The organism is Pseudomonas sp. GD03903, from assembly GCF_029840045.1.
Taxonomy (GTDB): domain Bacteria; phylum Pseudomonadota; class Gammaproteobacteria; order Pseudomonadales; family Pseudomonadaceae; genus Pseudomonas; species Pseudomonas pseudonitroreducens.
The window spans coordinates 108,790-126,620 of sequence record NZ_JAOCBT010000017.1 but is presented as its reverse complement, the minus strand read 5'-3'; the positions used below and the strand labels follow the sequence as shown (position 1 = coordinate 126,620).

Annotated in this window: 7 protein-coding genes; 6 read left to right on the top strand and 1 reads right to left on the bottom strand. The window is 67.9% G+C overall.

Annotation, left to right across the window (positions count from 1 at the left end):
- Positions 1–18: 18 nt before the first annotated feature.
- Positions 19–837 (bottom strand): polyphosphate kinase 2, encoded by an 819-nt coding sequence (ppk2, locus tag N5C91_RS23305; protein WP_236200773.1) that lies wholly within the window; start codon positions 835–837, stop codon positions 19–21.
- 265 nt (positions 838–1,102) lie between these two features.
- On the opposite strand from ppk2, the gene recC reads away from it, so the two are divergent.
- The 6 genes from recC to N5C91_RS23275 all read left to right on the top strand — a co-directional run bounded on the left by recC (position 1,103) and on the right by N5C91_RS23275 (position 17,786).
- Positions 1,103–4,570, top strand: coding sequence for an exodeoxyribonuclease V subunit gamma (recC, locus tag N5C91_RS23300; RefSeq protein ID WP_279832299.1), 3,468 nt, complete (start codon positions 1,103–1,105; stop codon positions 4,568–4,570).
- Entirely contained in the window at positions 4,567–8,271 is a 3,705-nt protein-coding gene (gene recB / locus N5C91_RS23295; protein WP_279832297.1) for an exodeoxyribonuclease V subunit beta, read from the top strand. The genes recC and recB overlap by 4 nt, the downstream gene beginning before the upstream one ends.
- Positions 8,268–10,292, top strand: a complete 2,025-nt coding sequence (gene recD / locus N5C91_RS23290) for an exodeoxyribonuclease V subunit alpha (protein ID WP_279832296.1) — start codon at positions 8,268–8,270, stop codon at positions 10,290–10,292. Before recB ends, recD begins: the two co-directional genes overlap by 4 nt.
- Before the next feature lie 97 nt (positions 10,293–10,389).
- A complete protein-coding gene (locus tag N5C91_RS23285) occupies positions 10,390–13,236 on the top strand; it encodes an ATP-binding protein (protein ID WP_236174803.1) in 2,847 nt (948 codons plus the stop codon).
- A complete protein-coding gene (locus tag N5C91_RS23280; RefSeq protein WP_236174804.1) occupies positions 13,215–14,411 on the top strand; it encodes an EAL domain-containing protein in 1,197 nt (398 codons plus the stop codon). The genes N5C91_RS23285 and N5C91_RS23280 overlap by 22 nt, the downstream gene beginning before the upstream one ends.
- Before the next feature lie 144 nt (positions 14,412–14,555).
- A complete protein-coding gene (locus N5C91_RS23275; protein WP_279832294.1) occupies positions 14,556–17,786 on the top strand; it encodes a hybrid sensor histidine kinase/response regulator in 3,231 nt (1,076 codons plus the stop codon).
- Positions 17,787–17,831: the final 45 nt, after the last annotated feature.

Below are 17,831 nucleotides of genomic sequence, written 5' to 3'. Positions count from 1 at the left end.
TGCCGGCCCCGGTTGCCATCAGAATTTCTCTTCGATGTAGTGGATCGGATAGTCGGGGCTCTTGTACTTGCCGATCTTGCCGCGCCTGGGCAGCTTCACTTCCTCGCGGGGGAGGTCCTTGTAAGGCACGTGCTTGAGGACGTGGCTGATGACGTTCAGGCGCACGCGCTTCTTGTCCTCGGACGGTGCCACGATCCAGGGCGCCCAGGGCGAGTCGGTGGCGGCGAACATCAGGTCGCGGGCGCGGGTGTACTCGTCCCAGCGGGTGAATGATTTCACGTCCATCGGCGAGAGCTTCCAGATCTTCCGGCCGTCGGTGATGCGATCCTTCAGGCGGCGCTCCTGCTCCTCGGGGCTGACCTCCAGCCAGAACTTCAACAGGATGATTCCCGATTCGGTGAGCATCCGCTCGAACAGCGGGGTCACGGCGAGGAATTTGTCGGCCTGCTCCTCGGTGCAGAAGCCCATCACCCGCTCGACGCCGGCGCGGTTGTACCAGCTGCGGTCGAAGATCACCACCTCGCCGGCCGAAGGCAGGTGGCGGATGTAGCGCTGGGCGTAGAGCTGGGATTTCTCCCGTTCGGTGGGCGTGGGCAATGCCACCACGCGGAACACCCGCGGGCTGACGCGCTCGGTGAGGGCCTTGATGGTGCCGCCCTTGCCGGCGCCGTCGCGGCCCTCGAAGACGATGCAGACCTTCAGCCCCTTGTGGACTACCCATTGCTGCAGCTTGACCAGTTCCACGGACAGCTTGCGCAGGTGCTCTTCGTAATCCTTGTTCTTCATCTTCCCGGTCTGTTCGGGGACCGGGTTCTTCGCTTTGCTCTTCTTGCCCATCGTTTCCTCCATGGCTGGCCTGGAACGGCCGTGGAATCAGCATAGCTGCTGGGCGGAGCAACGAACCGTGATCCAGTCAGTTTCGAAAATGTCGGAGAGGCCCGGTTGCCAGCGTGTTTGCGTGACAGCAGAGGTCAGGCGATTCGCGGCGACGGGGAAATCCTTCCGTCGAGTGGGAAAAAGGCTGCTCGCGGCCACGGTTTTTGGTGAAATGCCGCTCATCCCTCGCGGTGCGCCATCGCCGCCGCCTGACCCAGGAGATCCGATGAGCGAGCAGCGACTGACCCCCGGCCTGATGGTGATCCACGGCAACCATCCGGAAGCGCTGCGCGACCTGCTGGTGCAGTGGATGAGCCTGCACCCGCTGGCGCCGCTGGAGAACGAGGTGATCCTGGTGCAGAGCAACGGCATCGCCCAGTGGCTGAAGCTGGCGCTGGGGCGCGACGTGGAGGAGGGCGGCTGCGGCGTCACCGCTGCGCTGGACGTGCAACTGCCGGCGCAGTTTCTCTGGCGAGCCTACCGCGGCGCACTCGGCCGCGATGAAATTCCCGAAGTCTCGGTGCTCGACAAGGGCCCGCTGACCTGGCGCCTGATGCGCCTGCTGCCGACCCTGCTGGAGCAGGGCGAGTTTGCCACCCTGCAGCGCTTCCTCGCCGACGACGCGGACCTGCGCAAGCGCCACCAGTTGGCCGAGCGCCTGGCCGACCTGTTCGACCAGTACCAGGTCTACCGCGCCGACTGGCTGGAGGACTGGAGCCGCGGTGTCGACCAGCTGCGCCTGGCCAACGGCACCGTGAAGGAGCTGGACGCTGACAACCGCTGGCAGGCTGCCCTGTGGCGTGCGCTGCTCGACGACGTCGGCCCTGAGGGCCTGGCCACCAGCCGGGCCGGCGTGCATGGGCGCTTCATCGGGAAACTGAAATCCGCTGAAAACCCGCTGCCAGGGTTGCCGCGTCGCGTGGTGGTGTTCGGCATTTCCGCCATGCCCGCGCAAACCGTCGAGGCGCTCGCCGTGCTGGCGCGTCAGGCGCAGGTGCTGCTCTGCGTGCACAACCCCTGCCGCCACCACTGGGCCGACATCGTTGCCGACAAGGACCTGCTGCGCCACGAATACCGCCGCCAGCGCCGCCGCGCCGGTACCCCGGAGCTGCTCAGCGACGACCAGCAACACCAGTACGCCCAGCCACTGCTGGCGGCCTGGGGCAAGCAGGGTCGCGACTACATCAACCTGCTCGACCAGTACGACGACCCGGAAAGCTACCGCGCACGCCTGGGCGCGGTGAGCAATGGGCGCATCGACCTGTTCAGCGAGGTGGCACCGAGCAGCCTGCTTGGCCAATTGCAGGACGACATCCTGGAGCTGCGGCCGCTGGATGAAACCCGCGAACACTGGCCGGCAGTCGACCCGCAGGCCGACGATTCGCTGCGCTTCCATGTTGCCCACAGTGCCCAGCGCGAAGTGGAAATCCTCCACGACCAACTGCTCGCACGCTTCGACGCCGACCCGACGTTGCGCCCGCGCGACGTGATCGTCATGGTGCCGGACATCAACCCCTACGCGCCGCACATCGAAGCGGTGTTCGGCCAGTTGCCGCGCGACGACAAACGCTTCATCCCCTACACCCTGGCCGACCAGGGGCAGCGCGGCCGCGAGCCGCTGCTGGTGGCGCTGGAGCACCTGCTGCGGCTGCCCGACAGCCGCTTTGCCGTGAGCGAAATCCTCGACCTGCTGGACGTCGCCGCCGTGCGCGCGCGCTTCGGCCTGGCCGACGCCGACCTGCCGCTGCTGCGCCGCTGGATCGACGGCGCCGGGGTGCGTTGGGGCCTCGATGGCCAGCAGCGCGAACGCCTCGGCCTGCCTGCCGCCGCCGAAGCCAACAGCTGGCGCTTCGGCCTGCGGCGCATGTTGCTGGGCTTTGCGGTGGGCGAGGGCGAGGCCTTCCAGGGCATCCAGCCCTACGCGGAAATCGGCGGTCTCGACGCTGCCGCGCTCGGTCCATTGGCGGGCCTGCTCGCTGCGCTGGAAAAGGCCTGCGAGCTGCTCGCCGAGGACGCCGATCCTGCCACCTGGGTGCAGCGTTTGCGCACGCTGCTGGAGGACTTCTTCCAGGTCACCGACGACTACGATGAGCTGCTTCGCCAGCAACTCCTGCAGTTGCTCGAAGGCTGGCTGGAAACCTGTGGCCACGCCGGCTTCAGCGATCCGCTGCCGCTTTCGGTGGTGCGCGAGGCCTGGCTCGGCGGGCTGGATGCCGGCGGCCTGAACCAGCGCTTCCTCGCCGGGGCGGTGAGTTTCTGCACGCTGATGCCGATGCGCGCGATTCCCTTCCAGCTGGTCTGCCTGCTGGGCATGAACGACGGCGACTACCCGCGCCCGCAGTCGCCGCTGGACTTCGACCTGATGCGCAACGACTACCGGCCCGGCGATCGCTCGCGGCGCGAAGACGACCGCTACCTGCTGCTCGAAGCACTGCTCTCGGCGCGCCGGCAGCTCTACGTCAGTTGGGTCGGGCGGAGCATCCGCGACAATTCCGAGCGCCCGCCCTCGGTGCTGGTCGGCCAGTTGCGTGACCATCTCGCCGCCGGCTGGCGGCGTGCGGATGGCGGCGACCTGCTGCACGGCCTGACCCTGGAGCACCCGCTGCAACCTTTCAGCCGGACGTACTTCGAGGCGCCTGCCGACCGCGGCATCGACGGCCTCTACACCTATGCCCGCGAGTGGCGTGACGTGCACCGCGAGCATGATGACGAGAAGAGCGACGCGCCGTTGTCGCCGCTCGTGCTGGACGCCCCCATCGGCCTGCGCGTGCTTGCCGACTTCCTCGCCAATCCGGTTGGCGCCTTCTTCCTGCAGCGCCTCAAGGTGCGCTTTGCCGAGGAGCAACTGACTGGCCAGGACGAAGAGCCCTTCGAGCTGAACGGGCTGGACGTCTGGCAGCTGCAATTCGAACTCTGCGAACGCCTGCGCCCATGGGTGGAGCAGCACTGGCAGGCCGACCAACTGGCCGCGCAACTCACCGGCCAGGTCGAACGCCTGCGCCGCGAAGGACGGCTGCCGCTGGCGGCCTTCGGCGACTTCTCCGCCCAGGCGCTGGTGGCGCCGCTGCACGACCTGCTGGCGCGTTACCGTGAGCAACTGGAGCACTGGTCGCAGGTGGAAGAGGAGCAGCGCGAGCTGCAGCATGAGCATGCCGGCATCGAACTGGCCGACTGGCTCGGTGGCCTGCGCCGCAACGCCGATGGCCAGCTCGCCAGCCTGCAACTGGTCAGCGGCAAACTCCACGAAGGCAAGGGCTACAAGTGGAACGGGCTGGTGCGCCCCTGGGTGCGCCACCTGGCGTTGCAGTTGTGCGGCGAACCGGTGACCAGTGTGCTGGTCGGCCTGACCGGCACCCTGGAATTTCCGCCGCTGCCGGCGCAGGAGGCGCGCGCCGAACTGGACGCGCTGCTGGACGTCTGGTTCCAGGGCATGAGCCGTCCGCTGCCGGTGGCCTGCAAAACCGCCTTCGCCTGGCTGGCGGCTGGAGAAGATCAGGAACGTGCAGCCCGCGAAGCCGCCAAGCGTTATGACGGCGGTTTCAACCTGAGCGGCGAGGCGGCATCCTCGGCGGCCCTGGCGCGGGTCTACGCGGATTTCGCCGCGCTCAATGCCAGCGAGGAATTCGCCGCCTGGGCCGAGGCATTGTACGGACCGCTGTTCGCGATACTGCAGCGCAAGGAGGCCGAACAATGAGCGCTGTAGAGCTCAACCCCCTTGATTTCCCGCTGCACGGCAGCCGGCTGATCGAAGCCAGCGCCGGCACCGGCAAGACCTTCACCATCGCGCTGCTCTACGTGCGCCTGGTTCTCGACCACGGCGGCGAGCAGGCCGCCTTCGGCCGGCCATTGAGCCCGCCGGAAATCCTCGTGGTGACCTTCACCGAGGCCGCGACCCAGGAGTTGCGCGAGCGCATCCGCGCGCGCCTGGGCGAGGCCGCGCGCTGCTTCGCCGAGCCCGGGGAGAAACACGACGGCCTGCTGGTGAAGCTGCGCGATGGCTACGCGCCCGAGCGCTGGCCCGGTTGCGCACGCCTGCTGCGCCTGGCTGCCGAATGGATGGACGAGGCCGCCGTATCGACCATCCACAGCTGGTGCTACCGCATGCTGCGCGAGCACGCCTTCGACAGCGGCAGCCTGTTCACCCAGGACCTGGCCGCCGACCAGAGCGAACTGCTCGCCGAAGCGGTGCGCGACTACTGGCGGCGCAACTTCTACCCGCTGGGCGTGGCGGCGGCCAATGCCGTGCGCCATTGCTACGCCGGCCCCGAAGCGCTGGCCCGCGCCCTGCAACCGCTGCTGGCGGCACAGGAAGCCGGGTTCCGCTATGCCGATCAACCGCTGACCGCACCGGCCTCCCTCGGCGAGCTGCTGGAGGCCACCGGCCAGTTCTACGACGAACTCGACGCCGCCGAGACCCGCGCCCGCGAAGCCTGGGCGGCGGGCCGTGCTGGTGTGGCCGAGCTGCTGCGCAACCTGCGTGGCGACCTCAACGGCAACAGTTATCGCGGCAAGGATGACGACAGCGTCTTTGCCGGCTGGATCGAAGCGCTGGATGCCTGGAGCGAAGGCGCCGATGCGCCGGACAATCTCGTCAAGTTCGGCCAGACGCGAATCAAGGTGAAAGCCAAGGCCGTGGTGCCGCAGCACCCGGCCTTGCAGGCCATCGACGCCTGGGTGGAACGCGCCGAACAGCGCCCGGAGATCGGCCCGCAACTGCTACTGCATGCGCTCAATGAAGTGCGCCAGAACCTCGAAGCGGAGAAGCAGAAGCGCGCCGAACTGGGCTTCGACGACCTGCTCGTGCGCCTCGATCGCGCCCTCGCCGGCAGCGGCGGCGAGCGCCTGGCCGAGCGTATCCGCGAGCAGTTCCCGGTGGCGCTGATCGACGAATTCCAGGACACCGACCCGCTGCAGTACCGCATCTTCGAGCGCGTCTACCGCATCGCCGAGAGCGCGCGAGAGGGCTCTTCAGAAAAGAAATTGGGTCTATTCATGATCGGCGACCCCAAGCAGGCGATCTATGCCTTCCGTGGCGCCGACATCCACACCTACTTGCGCGCCCGCGCCGCTACCGCCGGGCGGCACTACACGCTGGGTACCAACTACCGCTCCACGCTGGCGATGGTCGAAGCGGCCAACCGCTGCTTCCTGTTCGCCGAAGGCCACCCGCGCGGCGCGTTTCGCTTTGCCGTGGAAGGGCAGGAAAACCCCGTGCCCTTCCTCGAAGTGGGCGCGCGCGGGCGTGATGAGACACTGCTGCTCGAAGGCAGCGAAGCGCCGGCCATGACCTTCTGGCAACTGGACAACGATGGCCAGGTCTGCGGCTCCACGCTGTACCGCCAGCAGATGGCCGAGCGCAGCGCCAGCGCCATCCAGCGCTGGCTGAGCTCCACGCAAAGCGGTTTCCGCGATGCCGAGGGGCAATGGCGCGCGTTGCGCCCGGCGGACATCGCGATCCTCGTGCGCGGTCGCAGCGAGGCCGAGGCTATCCGCGGCGAACTGGCCAGGCGCCGGCTCGCCAGTGTCTACCTGTCCGACCGCGATTCGGTGTTTGACAGCCCCGAGGCGGTCGACCTGCTGCACTGGCTGCGCGCCTGCGCCGACCCCGGCGACGACGCGGCCCTGCGCATCGCCCTGGCCACCCGCAGCCTGGCGCTGGACTGGGCGACCCTGGAGCGGCTGAACCAGGACGAGCGTTTCTGGGAAGACATGGTCCTGCGCTTCCGCGACTACCGCGTGCTCTGGCAGCAGCAGGGTGTGCTGCCGATGTTGCGTCGCCTGCTCGCCGACTTCAGCTTGCCGGCGCGCCTGCTGCGCGCGAGCGATGGCGAGCGCAGCCTGACCAACCTGCTGCACCTGGCCGAATGGCTGCAGCGCGAGGCCGTGGAAGTGGACGGCGAACATGCGCTGCTGCGCGTGCTGGCCGAGCAACTGGAAAGCCCGTCCAGCGAAGAAATCCTCCGCCTGGAAAGCGACGCCGACCTGATCAAGGTGGTGACCATCCACAAGTCCAAGGGCCTGGAGTATCCGCTGGTGCTGCTGCCCTTCATCTGCACCTGGCGCGAGCTGGACGGCAAGAGCGGCACGCCGCCGAGCTTCCAGTCCGGCGAGTCGCGGGTAATCGAGCTGTCCCGCGACAAGGAGCAGGCCAAGGCGGCCTTCCAGCAGGCCAATGACGAGCGCCTGAGCGAGGATATGCGCCTGCTCTACGTGGCCCTGACCCGTGCGCGCCACGCGGTATGGCTGGGCATGGCGCCGCTGGTGATGAGCAACAGCAAGAGCCCCGAGCTGCACAAGGGCGCCATGGGCTACCTGCTCGGTGGCGGCAACGCGCTGAGCGTCGAGGACGTGACTGCGCGCCTGGGCGAGTTGCGGGCTGGCCAGGCGGAAATTGCCCTGCTGCCGGCACCGCAAGTCGGCTCCGAGCTGTTCGTCGGCGCACCGGCCGGCGAGCTGGGCGCGGCCCGCGAGCCGCGTCGCCGGGTGGCGGAGAAATGGTGGATCGCCAGCTACTCCGCGCTGGCCAACCTGGCCACCGAGGGCGCCAGCGAGGACGACAGCGCCGTCACGCCGGCGCCGGCCGCCGACGAGCCGATCAGCGCCAGTGAGGACCTGCTGCGCGAAAGCGGCCTGGAAGACCTGCGTGAGGTGGAAGCCGTGCCGGCGCCATTCAGCCTGCACGCCTTCCCGCGCGGGGCGAACCCCGGCAGCTTCCTCCATGGCCTGCTGGAGTGGGCGGCTGACGAAAACTTCGACGTCGATGAAGAACAGCTGCGTGACCAGGTCGCCCGGCGCTGCGCCCTGCGTGGCTGGGAGGAGTGGATCGAGCCGCTCAGCGGCTGGCTCGGGCAGTACCTGCGCACCGCCTTCCGCGTGCCCGACGCCGCGCCGGTCAGCCTGGCCGGGCTGACCAGCTTCCAGAAGGAAATGGAGTTCTGGTTCGCTACCCGCAACGTCGACAGCCAGCGCCTCGATGCCGTGGTGATCCGCCATACCCTCGGCGGCGTGGCGCGGCCGACGCTGCAGGCGAACCTGCTCAACGGCATGCTCAAGGGCTTTATCGACCTGGGTTTCGAGCACGAAGGCCGCTACTACGTGGCCGACTACAAATCCAACTGGCTGGGCGCCGACGACGAGGCCTACACGCACGATGCGCTGCGCGAGGCGCTGCTGGAGCACCGCTACGATCTGCAGTACGCGCTCTACCTGTTCGCCCTGCATCGGTTGCTGCAGGCGCGCCTGCCTGACTATGACTACGACCGCCACATCGGAGGCGCGATGTACCTGTTCCTGCGCGGCAGTTCCTCGGCAACCCAGGGCATGTACCTGGAACGCCCGCCGAAGGCGCTGATGGATGAGCTGGACCGCCTGTTCCGCGCGGAGGTGCAGGCATGAAGAGCACCACTGAAATGCTCGATCTGATCGGCCGCTGGGCCGAGCGCGGCTGGCTGCGCGAGCTGGACCGCGCCTTCGCGACCTTCCTGGTCGAGCGTGCGGCGGACGCCAACCCGCTGCTGATCCTCGCCGCCGCACTGGCCAGCCACCAGCTCGGGCGTGGGCACGTCTGCCTCGACCTGGAAGCAACGCTGGCCGACAGCCGCTTCGCTCTTTCACTGCCGCCCGAAGGCGACTCGGCGAAGGATGCCCCGGAGCTGCCCGGCGTGCTGCTGGAAGGCTTCGATCTCGACGCCTGGCGCAGCGTGCTCGACGACCCGCGGCTGGTCGGCGACGGCCCCGGCGATACGCCGCTGGTGCTGTCCGGCCGGCGTCTGTATCTGCGTCGCTACTGGCAGTACGAGCGCGAAGTGCGCAGCGCTATCGACCAGCGCCTGCAACAGGGCGACGCACTGCGCGCGGCGCTGCCCGTCGCCCAGTTGCGCCAGGCGCTGGAGGCGTTGTTCCCGAAAAAAACCGGTGCCCCGGCAGACTGGCAGAAACTCGCCTGCGCGCTGGTCGCCGGCAATGCCTTCGGCATCGTCACCGGCGGCCCCGGCACCGGCAAGACCACCACCGTGGTGAAGCTGCTCGCCCTGCTGCAAAGCCTGGCGCTGGGGGAGGGCGGCCGGGCGCTGCGCATCCGCCTGGCCGCGCCTACCGGCAAGGCCGCGGCGCGCCTGAACGAATCAATCGCCGGCGCCGTGCAGCGCCTCGACCTCTCCGGCCTGGCCAATGGCGAGGCCGCGCGCGCGGCGATCCCCACCGAAGTCACTACCTTGCACCGTCTGCTCGGCAGCCGCCCGGACAGCCGGCAGTTCCGCCACCACGCCGGCAACCCGCTGGCGCTGGAGCTGCTGGTGGTGGACGAAGCCTCGATGGTCGATCTGGAAATGATGGCCGCGCTGCTGGCCGCCCTGCCGCCGCGTGCCCGTTTGATCCTGCTGGGCGACAAGGACCAGTTGGCCTCGGTGGAGGCCGGCGCGGTGCTCGGCGAGTTGTGCAGCCGCGCCCGCGAAGGCCACTACCGCCCGGCCACCCGCGACTGGCTGCAAGCCGTGACCGGCGAAGCCATTGACGACGTGCTGCTGGATGCCTCCGGCAGCGACCTCGACCAGGCGGTGGCCATGCTCCGCCACAGTCACCGCTTCAGTGCCGGCAGCGGCATCGGCCAACTGGCCGAAGCGGTCAACGCCGGCGATATCCCAGCTTTGCGCCAAGTCTGGAAGGCGCAACACCAGGACCTCGCCCGCATCGCCGTGGACGCCCAGGAAACCCGCAGCCTGCGCGACCTGGTGATCGACGGCGGGCGTGGCGGTGACCTGTTCGGCCCGGTCGGCTACGCCCACTACTTGCGCGTGGTCAGCGGCGCGCGTCCGGCCCATGACGCCGGCCAGGCTGCGCTGGACTCCTGGGCAAGATCAGTACTCGAGGCCCACGGCCAGTTCCAGTTGCTCTGCGCATTGCGGCGCGGGCCCTGGGGCGTGGAGGGGCTGAACAACCTGATCGGCGATCTGCTGCAACGCGAGGGGCTGATCACCACGGCGAACGGCTGGTTCGCCGGCCGCCCGGTGCTGGTCACCCGCAACGACTACGGCCTGGGCCTGATGAACGGCGATATCGGCATCACCCTGGCGCTGCCGCAGACGGCTGACGATGGTTCGGTGCGCTGGGTGGCGCGCGTGGCCTTCCCGGCGGGCGACGGCAGCGACAACATCCGCTGGATCCTGCCCAGCCGCCTGCAGGCGGTGGAAACGGTGTTCGCCATGACCGTGCACAAATCCCAGGGCTCGGAGTTCACCCACGCTGCGCTGTTGCTGCCCGACAGCCTCAACCCCATCCTCACCCGCGAGCTGGTCTATACCGGCATCACCCGCGCCCGCCAGTGGTTCACCCTGGCCAGCGCCGGGCGTGGCTGGCAGGTGCTGGAAGCGGCGACGGAGCGACGGGTACATCGGGCGAGCGGATTGCTGGACGGCTGACCGGCGAGGTAAGGGTTTCTGGGTGATCGCTCGCGAATCGGCACTTTTTAGATTTGTCTGATGTCCGTCTGGCCCGCTTTTCTCCAGGCTGGCGGACATGAAACTCAAGCAGTTCCTTCGTCGCCAGGATTCGTCCTTTTCCACCCCGAAGGCAGCCCGAAAGCTCCTTCGTCTGCTGGCCTGGGTGGTGATCGCCTGCCTGTTCTTCACGCTCAGCCTGTTTCTCGCCGCAAGCTTCAACAGTGAAGTGTCGCAGCTGCGTCGGCAGATGAACGCGGCCATGTACGAGGCCCAGGATTACCTCGGCCAGCGCGAATCGCTGCTGGAACACATCAGCCGGGGAGTGACCTGGAAAGTCCACGAGCCGCTGGTGCAGTGGCGCCAGTTGAGCGTGCCGGTGCCGCCCCATGAGCAGGTTTTCGTCACCCTGGGCGAGCCCGGTTCGAGCTGGAGCCTGGCCCTCTCCGGGCGCGACCTGTCGGAGATGGAAGCCAAGCGGCTGAACCTGATCTATGTCTCACCAGGCCCCAACCGCTCGGTGACCCGCCTCTACGGCGCTCCAGCGCTCAACGCGGTGGTGCCGCCGTCGGTGCTCGAAGCGCTGGGGCAGCCCGGCACACCGAAGGAGGAGCGGCAGGTACGCTGGCTCGCCGACCCGACCGACCCGCAAGCGCGGCAGTACCTGTTCACCCGCGTGACCAACGAGGAAGACAACGGCTGGCTGGGACTGGAGCTGTTCGGCGCCGATTTGTCCGCGGCCTTCGGCGTGCCCGAGGCCGGGCGTTTCCTGCTGCTCGACCGTGAGCACCGGGCGATCCTCGGCAGCGCGGTCACGCCACAGCTCGGCCTGCAGTTCAGCGACCTCTGGGAGGGCGACAACTTTTCCTTCAGCGGTGCCGGCCTGCTGCCCAGCCACCTGGCGCTGCTCAAGCACCTGGGCAGTTCCGACTGGTCGCTGATCTACTACTTCAACCTTGCCGAGCTGCTGGTGCCGATGTGGCCCCGGGTACTCGCCTCGCTGGCCTTCCTGATGGGTTGCTCGCTGCTGGTCTGGGGCATGTGCCGGCGCATCAACCGGCGCCTGATCGGCCCGGCGCAGCATCGCCTGAACGCGCTGGTGGAGAACGAGGGTTTCCACCGCGCGATGATCCAGACCGCGCCCGTGGCGCTCTGTGTGTTGCGTCGCAACGACGCCGAGGTGGTGCTGGAGAACCGTCTTGCCCAGCAGTGGCTCGGCAGCGGCGACGAGCGCCGCTACTGGAGCCACGGCTGGCTCGAACGGGGCTTCAACAGTGGCGAGGAGGGTGGCTCCGAGGAGGTCGAGACGCACACGGGGCGGCACCTCTACCTGAGCTACACGCCGACGCGCTACAAGGGCGAGGAAGTGCTCTGCTGTGCCTTCAGCGACATCAGCGCACGCAAGCAGACGGAAGCCGCGCTGGCCGAAGCCAAGCGCCTGTCCGACACCGCCAACGAGGCCAAGACGCTGTTCCTGGCGACCATGAGCCATGAGATCCGCACACCGCTCTATGGCGTGCTCGGTACCCTCGAGCTGCTCGGCCGCACGGCGCTGGACCACCAGCAGTCCGGCTACCTGCGTGCGATCCAGCGTTCCTCGTCGACCCTGCTGCAACTGATCAGCGACGTGCTCGACGTATCGAAGATCGAGGTCGGTCAACTGGGCCTGGAGCCGGTGGAGTTTTCGCCGCTGGAGCTGACCCTGGATACGGTCCAGTCCTACGCCGCTACCGCCCGCGCCAAAGGCCTGCAGATCTATGCCTGCTGCGACCCGCAGATGCCCGAGCGGATGCTCGGCGACGCCACGCGCATCCGCCAGATCCTCAACAACCTGCTGAGCAACGCGGTGAAGTTCACCGATAGCGGGCGCATCGTCCTGCGGGTGCGCTCGGAGCCGGGGGAGGGCTGGCATGACACCCTGCACTGGCAGGTCGCCGATACCGGTATCGGCATCCCCGAGGACCAGCAGGCGCACCTTTTCGATGCCTTCTACCAGGTCTCCGGCAACGCCCGCATGGCCGGCGGCACGGGCCTTGGCCTGTCGATCTGCAAGCGCCTCACCGAGTTGATGGGCGGGCAGCTGCGAGTCGTCAGCGATGTCGGCCTGGGCAGCAGCTTCGCCCTCAGCCTGCCGCTGCAATGCGTGGACCGGCAGGCGCACAACGAACCCCGGCTGTACAACTCGATGGTCTGGGTGCATGCGCCGACCCGCGAGCTGGCCGAGAGCCTGTGCGGCTGGATCACCCGCTGGGGCGGGCGGGCCCAGGTGGTGGCCTGCGAGCAGCCGGTCGAGGAAGACGCCTCCAGTGTGCTGGTGGACCTGCGCTTCAACCCCCATGACCGCAAGCCGCTGCCCAACTGGCGCGGCTGCCGGGTGCTGGTGACCGACCTGGGGGGCGAGCAGCCGCGCCAGGAAGGCTGCGACTGGCACGTCGGCCGTTACAACCTCGAAGGGCTGCGCCGTGCGCTGGCGGCGGCACAGGGCTGCCTCGGTGGTGAGGCGGCGCGCCTGGCCGAAGCCCTGCCGGACATCGGCCTCGGCCTGCGCGTGCTGCTGGTGGAGGACAACCCGATCAACCAACTGATTCTGCGCGACCAGCTGGAAACCCTCGGCTGTGCGGTCGAGCTCGCCGTGGACGGCCGGCAGGCGCTCACGCGCTGGCAGCCGGATGCCTTCGAGGTGGTGCTCACCGACGTCAACATGCCCCATCTCAATGGCTACGAACTGGCGCGTGCGCTGCGCCAGCGCGGCTATCGCGGGCCGATCATCGGCGCCACCGCCAACGCCATGCACGAGGAGAACGAGCGTTGCCTCGCCGCTGGCATGAACCTCTGCCTGCTCAAGCCGGTGGACCTGCGCACCCTGCGCCAATGCCTGACCAGCCTGCCCGCGGAGGTGCCGACATGCGACATCAGCGAATCCTGATCGTCGAAGACCAACCCTTCCAGCGCGAGTACCTGCTCAACCTGTTTCGCGAGCAGGGCGCGGTGGAACTGCGCGCCGCCGAGGATGGCGCCGAAGCGCTGCGCTGGCTGGAGCATGAGCGCTTCGACCTGGTGGTCAGCGACCTGATGATGCCGGGCCTGGATGGCGTGCAACTGATCCAGCGCCTCGCCGCGCTGAGCCATCCGCCGCTGCTGGCGATCATGAGTTCGGCGTCGCGCCCGCTGATGGGCAGCGCCTGTATGGTGGCCCGCGCCCACGGCATCACGGTGCTCGAACAGATCGCCAAGCCGGCCCGTGCGCCAGTGGTCCGGCGCCTGCTGGACAAGCTCGTCTCGCGCCTTGAACGCGCCGAGCAACACCGCGCGCCGGCCATCCCCGCACCGACCCGGGCAGAGCTGGAACACGCCCTGGAACAGCGGCAGTTGTGTGCCTGGTTCCAGCCCAAGGCTTCGTTGATCGACGGTCGCATCGTCGCCGCCGAGGCACTGGTGCGCTGGGAGCATCCGCGCCATGGCGTGCTGCAGCCGGGCAGCTTCATGCCGGCCCTGACGGCGGCCGGGCTCGACGAGGCGCTGCTCTGGACGGTGCTCGAGCAGGCCCTGCAGGCCCAGGCCGACTGGAGCCAGCTGGGATTCCACCTGTCGGTGGCGGTGAACCTGCCGACCCATCTGCTGGACGATCCCGAGCTGCCCGATCGTCTCGCCGCCTTCGTTGCAGCCCGTGGCGGGGTTCCGGCACACATCGTCTTCGAACTGCTCGAGTGCAGCCACACGGCGACCCCGGCGAACTACTATGCCGGCACCTGCCGCCTGCGCATGAAGGGCTTCGGCCTCGCCCAGGACGATTTCGGCCAGGGCTACAGCTCGCTGTACAACCTGGTCTCGACGCCCTTCACCGAGCTGAAGATCGATCGCGCGCTGGTGCATGGCTGCGTGGATGACGAAGGGCTGGCGGCGGCACTGGAAAGCATCGTCAAGCTCGGTCGGCAACTGGGCCTGGAGGTGATCGCCGAAGGCGTCGAACACCCGGACGAGCTGGCCCTGCTGCGCCGCCTGCGCTGTGACTGCGCCCAGGGCTTTCTGTTCTCCGAAGCGGTGCCGCCGGCCGTGTTCACCCGCCAACTGCTCCAGGAGCGATCTGCCATGGCTCATTGATCCATGGCAGACACATCGTGCATGCAAGGGCGATCGTCGGCTTCAGCGAGGCCGTCGGGTCGCCTTATCGCGTACTCGCATCTACAGTCTGCTGGTATCCGGCGGGCCCTCCGCCGCTACTTTCCGCGACACCGGATACTGTGCATGAAGGAACATGACCACGGCTCGATTCGCAAGCTGGCCAGCACCTCGCTGCGCCTGAACGTCGTGCTGTTGTGCGCCGTCTCCCTTGCCCTGATGCTGGTCGGCGCCTGTTACTGGGCGCTTGGCCGGGTCGTGCAGGAGGAGCGAGACAAGGTGCACTTCCACTTCAGCCGCCTGGTGGGCGACATCCACGAGCACGAGGCCTTCCTCAACCGAGTTGCACAGCAGAGCGACGAGTCCACCCAGCGCCAGGACCTGGATGTGGTCCCGCTGCAGCGACGCATGCTGGTCCGTGAAAACGGCATGGAGATCCACGAAGGCCGGGAGTTCTCCTTCGCCATGTCCTTCACCCTGGCTCAACTGATGCGCCCCACTCCGCAGGAGCGGCCTGGCACCTTCTCGTTTGGCGTGATGCTGACGAATTTCTACAGTAGTTACTGGAGCACCTCGTCCTTTCCTTCGCCGCAGGTACTGGTCGTCGACCTGCACGGTTCCACCAGCCTGGCGGTGCCGTCGATCGGCAACTTCCGTGGGCAGCGGCCACTGACACGGGGCAATTACCTGCGGGTAATCGAACGGGTGCATGAAGCACTGGAAGAGCGCGCGCCCAAGCGCAGCGACACGCAGGTGCACTGGGCTCAGGCGCAGGCCTACACAGGTGGTACGACTCGTGAGCTGTTGGCCTACGTCAGTCTCGACCTGCCCGATGCGCTGTGGTGGGAATCCGACCTGGATCGTCGCGTCGTCGCGGTGTCGCTGCTCGACCTGGGGCGTATCAACGATCTCGAGCAGGTGCTCGACCGCCCGGTGTTCGACGAACTGCAGCTGGTCTCCCCCGACGGCCAGGTGCTGATCGATTTCTCCGGCGGTGAGAAAGACTATCAGGAGGGCCTGAACTTCAGTGTCGACGGCCTGGTGTTCAAGGTCCGCAGCGAGTTCACAGGCGGCTGGACCGCGCTCTACCGCCTGAGCTACGCCAGCTTCTTCCGCTATGCCAAGTGGCAGTTCCTCGGCGGGCTGGCGCTGATCCTCGGTAGCCTGGCCGGCGGCTGGTTCGCCATCCGCTGGTACTCGCGGCGGGTGATCCGGCCGGCGCGCCGCGCGCATCTGGAGATAATCGAGAGCGACGCGTTCAGCCGCGCGGTGATCCAGACCGCGCCGGTAGCGCTGTGCGTGCTGCGCCACGGCAGCCACCAGGTGGTGATGCAGAACCGTCTGGCCGAGCTCTGGCTGGGCGATGCCGAGGCGATTACCCGCATCAGCCGGGAATGGGACCTGGGTGAGCGCAGCGCCGACATGGGCGGTGAGGTGGTCTTCGAGGTGGAAGGCCGCGCGCTGCACGCCAGCTTCGCGCCGACCCGCTATCGCGGCGAGAACGTGGTGCTCTGCGCCTTCAACGATATCAGCGCGCACAAGCAGGCACAGCAGATGCTGGCCGACGCCAAGCTTTCGGCGGATGCCGCCAGCGAGGCGAAGTCGGTGTTCCTGGCCACCATGAGCCATGAAATCCGCACGCCGCTCTACGGCGTGCTGGGCACGCTGGAGCTGCTCGGGCTGACCGAGCTGACCGGCCAGCAGCGCGATTATCTCGCTACCATCCAGCGCTCGTCCTCGACCCTGCTGCAACTGATCAGCGATATCCTCGATGTGTCCAAGATCGAGGCCGGGCAGATGGCCCTGGAGGTGCTGGAATTCAACCCGCTGGAACTGGCCGAGGACGTGGTCGCCGGATATGCCGGCGTCGCCGAAGGCAAGGAGCTGCAGCTCTATGCCTGTATCGATGCGAACGTTCCCGGCCTGGTGCGTGGCGACGCTGCGCGCATCCGGCAGATTCTCGCCAACCTGCTGAGCAACGCGCTGAAGTTCACTGACATCGGTCGGGTGGTGTTGCGCCTGCGGGTTGTCGTGAGTGAGGCCGGCGAGACAGCCCTGCAGTGGCAGGTGACGGATACCGGCATCGGCATGTCCGACGCCCAGCAGCAACGCCTGTTCGAGCCCTTCTACCAGGCCCATGGGCATGAGCACACGGTCAGCGGCACCGGCCTGGGGCTGTCGATCTGCGCGCGGCTCAGCCAGTTGATGGGAGGGCAACTGCGGGTGGTGAGCGAAACCGGGCTGGGCAGCAGCTTCACCTTCACTCTCGCGCTGCCGGTGCTGGAGCGCGTCCAGCCGCTGGCCGACGGCTCACCGCTGTTGCCGCAGCCGGTCTATGTGCGCGCACCGGTGAAGGAGCTGGCGCAGAACCTGGCTGCCTGGATCGATTGCTGGGGCGGTTCGGCGTTGCTGCAGGAGGAACTGCCGTCGTCCACGCCGCCGGGCGCCGTGCTGCTGGACTTGCTCGAGGCTGGCGACGAGCCGCTGTGGGGCGGGCCGCGGGTGTGCGCACTGACCGATGCCAGCGCGCAGCCGCAGGCGTCGGCGCAGGGCTGGGAGGTCAGCCTTTATCATCTGTCCGGCATTGCCCAGGCCTTGCGCCTTGCACAGCAGGGCGTGGGCAGTGAGGCCCGGCAGGTGCCGCGGGTGGCCCGACTGGGCAAGCTCGGCCTGCGGGTGTTGGTGGCCGAGGACAATCCGATCAACCAGGCGCTGCTCAAGGAGCAGCTGGAAGAACTGGGCTGCCGCGTCACCCTTACCAGCAACGGCCGCGAGGCCCTGCAGCGCTGGGCGCCCGGCGCTTTCGATGCGCTGTTGACCGATGTGAACATGCCGGTAATGAATGGCTACGAGCTGGTCGGTGAGCTGCGTCGGCACGACAGCTGGCTGCCGATCATCGGCGTCACCGCCAATGCCCTGCGCGAGGAGGGCGAACGCTGCATGGCGGTGGGCATGAACGCCTGGCTGGTCAAGCCGATGAGCCTGCGCACGCTGCACGATGGGCTGCTCAAGGTCTGCGGCCATGCCGCGGCAGAGCTGCCGGCGAGCGAGAACACGAGTGAAACGCCGGTGCCGGAGCGCATCCAGGTTTCGGAAAAGATGCGCGACCTGTTCCTGCGTACCATGCGCCAGGACATGCAGGGCGTGACCGATGCCCTGCAGCGCAATGACCTGGCGACCGTCCGTCAGCAGGTGCACCGCCTGCGCGGCGCCCTTGCGGTGGTCCAGGCTCATGGGCTCAGCGATGCCTGCGGTGCCGTGGAAGAGGCCCTGATCGCGCAGCCTGCCGGGCCGGAACTGTCCGCGGCGGTGACGATGCTGATGGGACGAATCGAGGCGGCCCTGGCCAGCCTCTGAGAGCCTGTCTGGTAACCGGGGCTACTCTGGAATAGTGGTCGTGCC

Coding starts and splice junctions, on each gene's coding strand:
- ppk2 (WP_236200773.1), bottom strand. CDS start 837: ATGGGCAAGAAGAGCAAAGCGAAGAACCCGGTCCCCGAACAGACCGGG.
- N5C91_RS23275 (WP_279832294.1), top strand. CDS start 14,556: ATGAAGGAACATGACCACGGCTCGATTCGCAAGCTGGCCAGCACCTCG.
- N5C91_RS23280 (WP_236174804.1), top strand. CDS start 13,215: ATGCGACATCAGCGAATCCTGATCGTCGAAGACCAACCCTTCCAGCGC.
- recD (WP_279832296.1), top strand. CDS start 8,268: ATGAAGAGCACCACTGAAATGCTCGATCTGATCGGCCGCTGGGCCGAG.
- N5C91_RS23285 (WP_236174803.1), top strand. CDS start 10,390: ATGAAACTCAAGCAGTTCCTTCGTCGCCAGGATTCGTCCTTTTCCACC.
- recC (WP_279832299.1), top strand. CDS start 1,103: ATGAGCGAGCAGCGACTGACCCCCGGCCTGATGGTGATCCACGGCAAC.
- recB (WP_279832297.1), top strand. CDS start 4,567: ATGAGCGCTGTAGAGCTCAACCCCCTTGATTTCCCGCTGCACGGCAGC.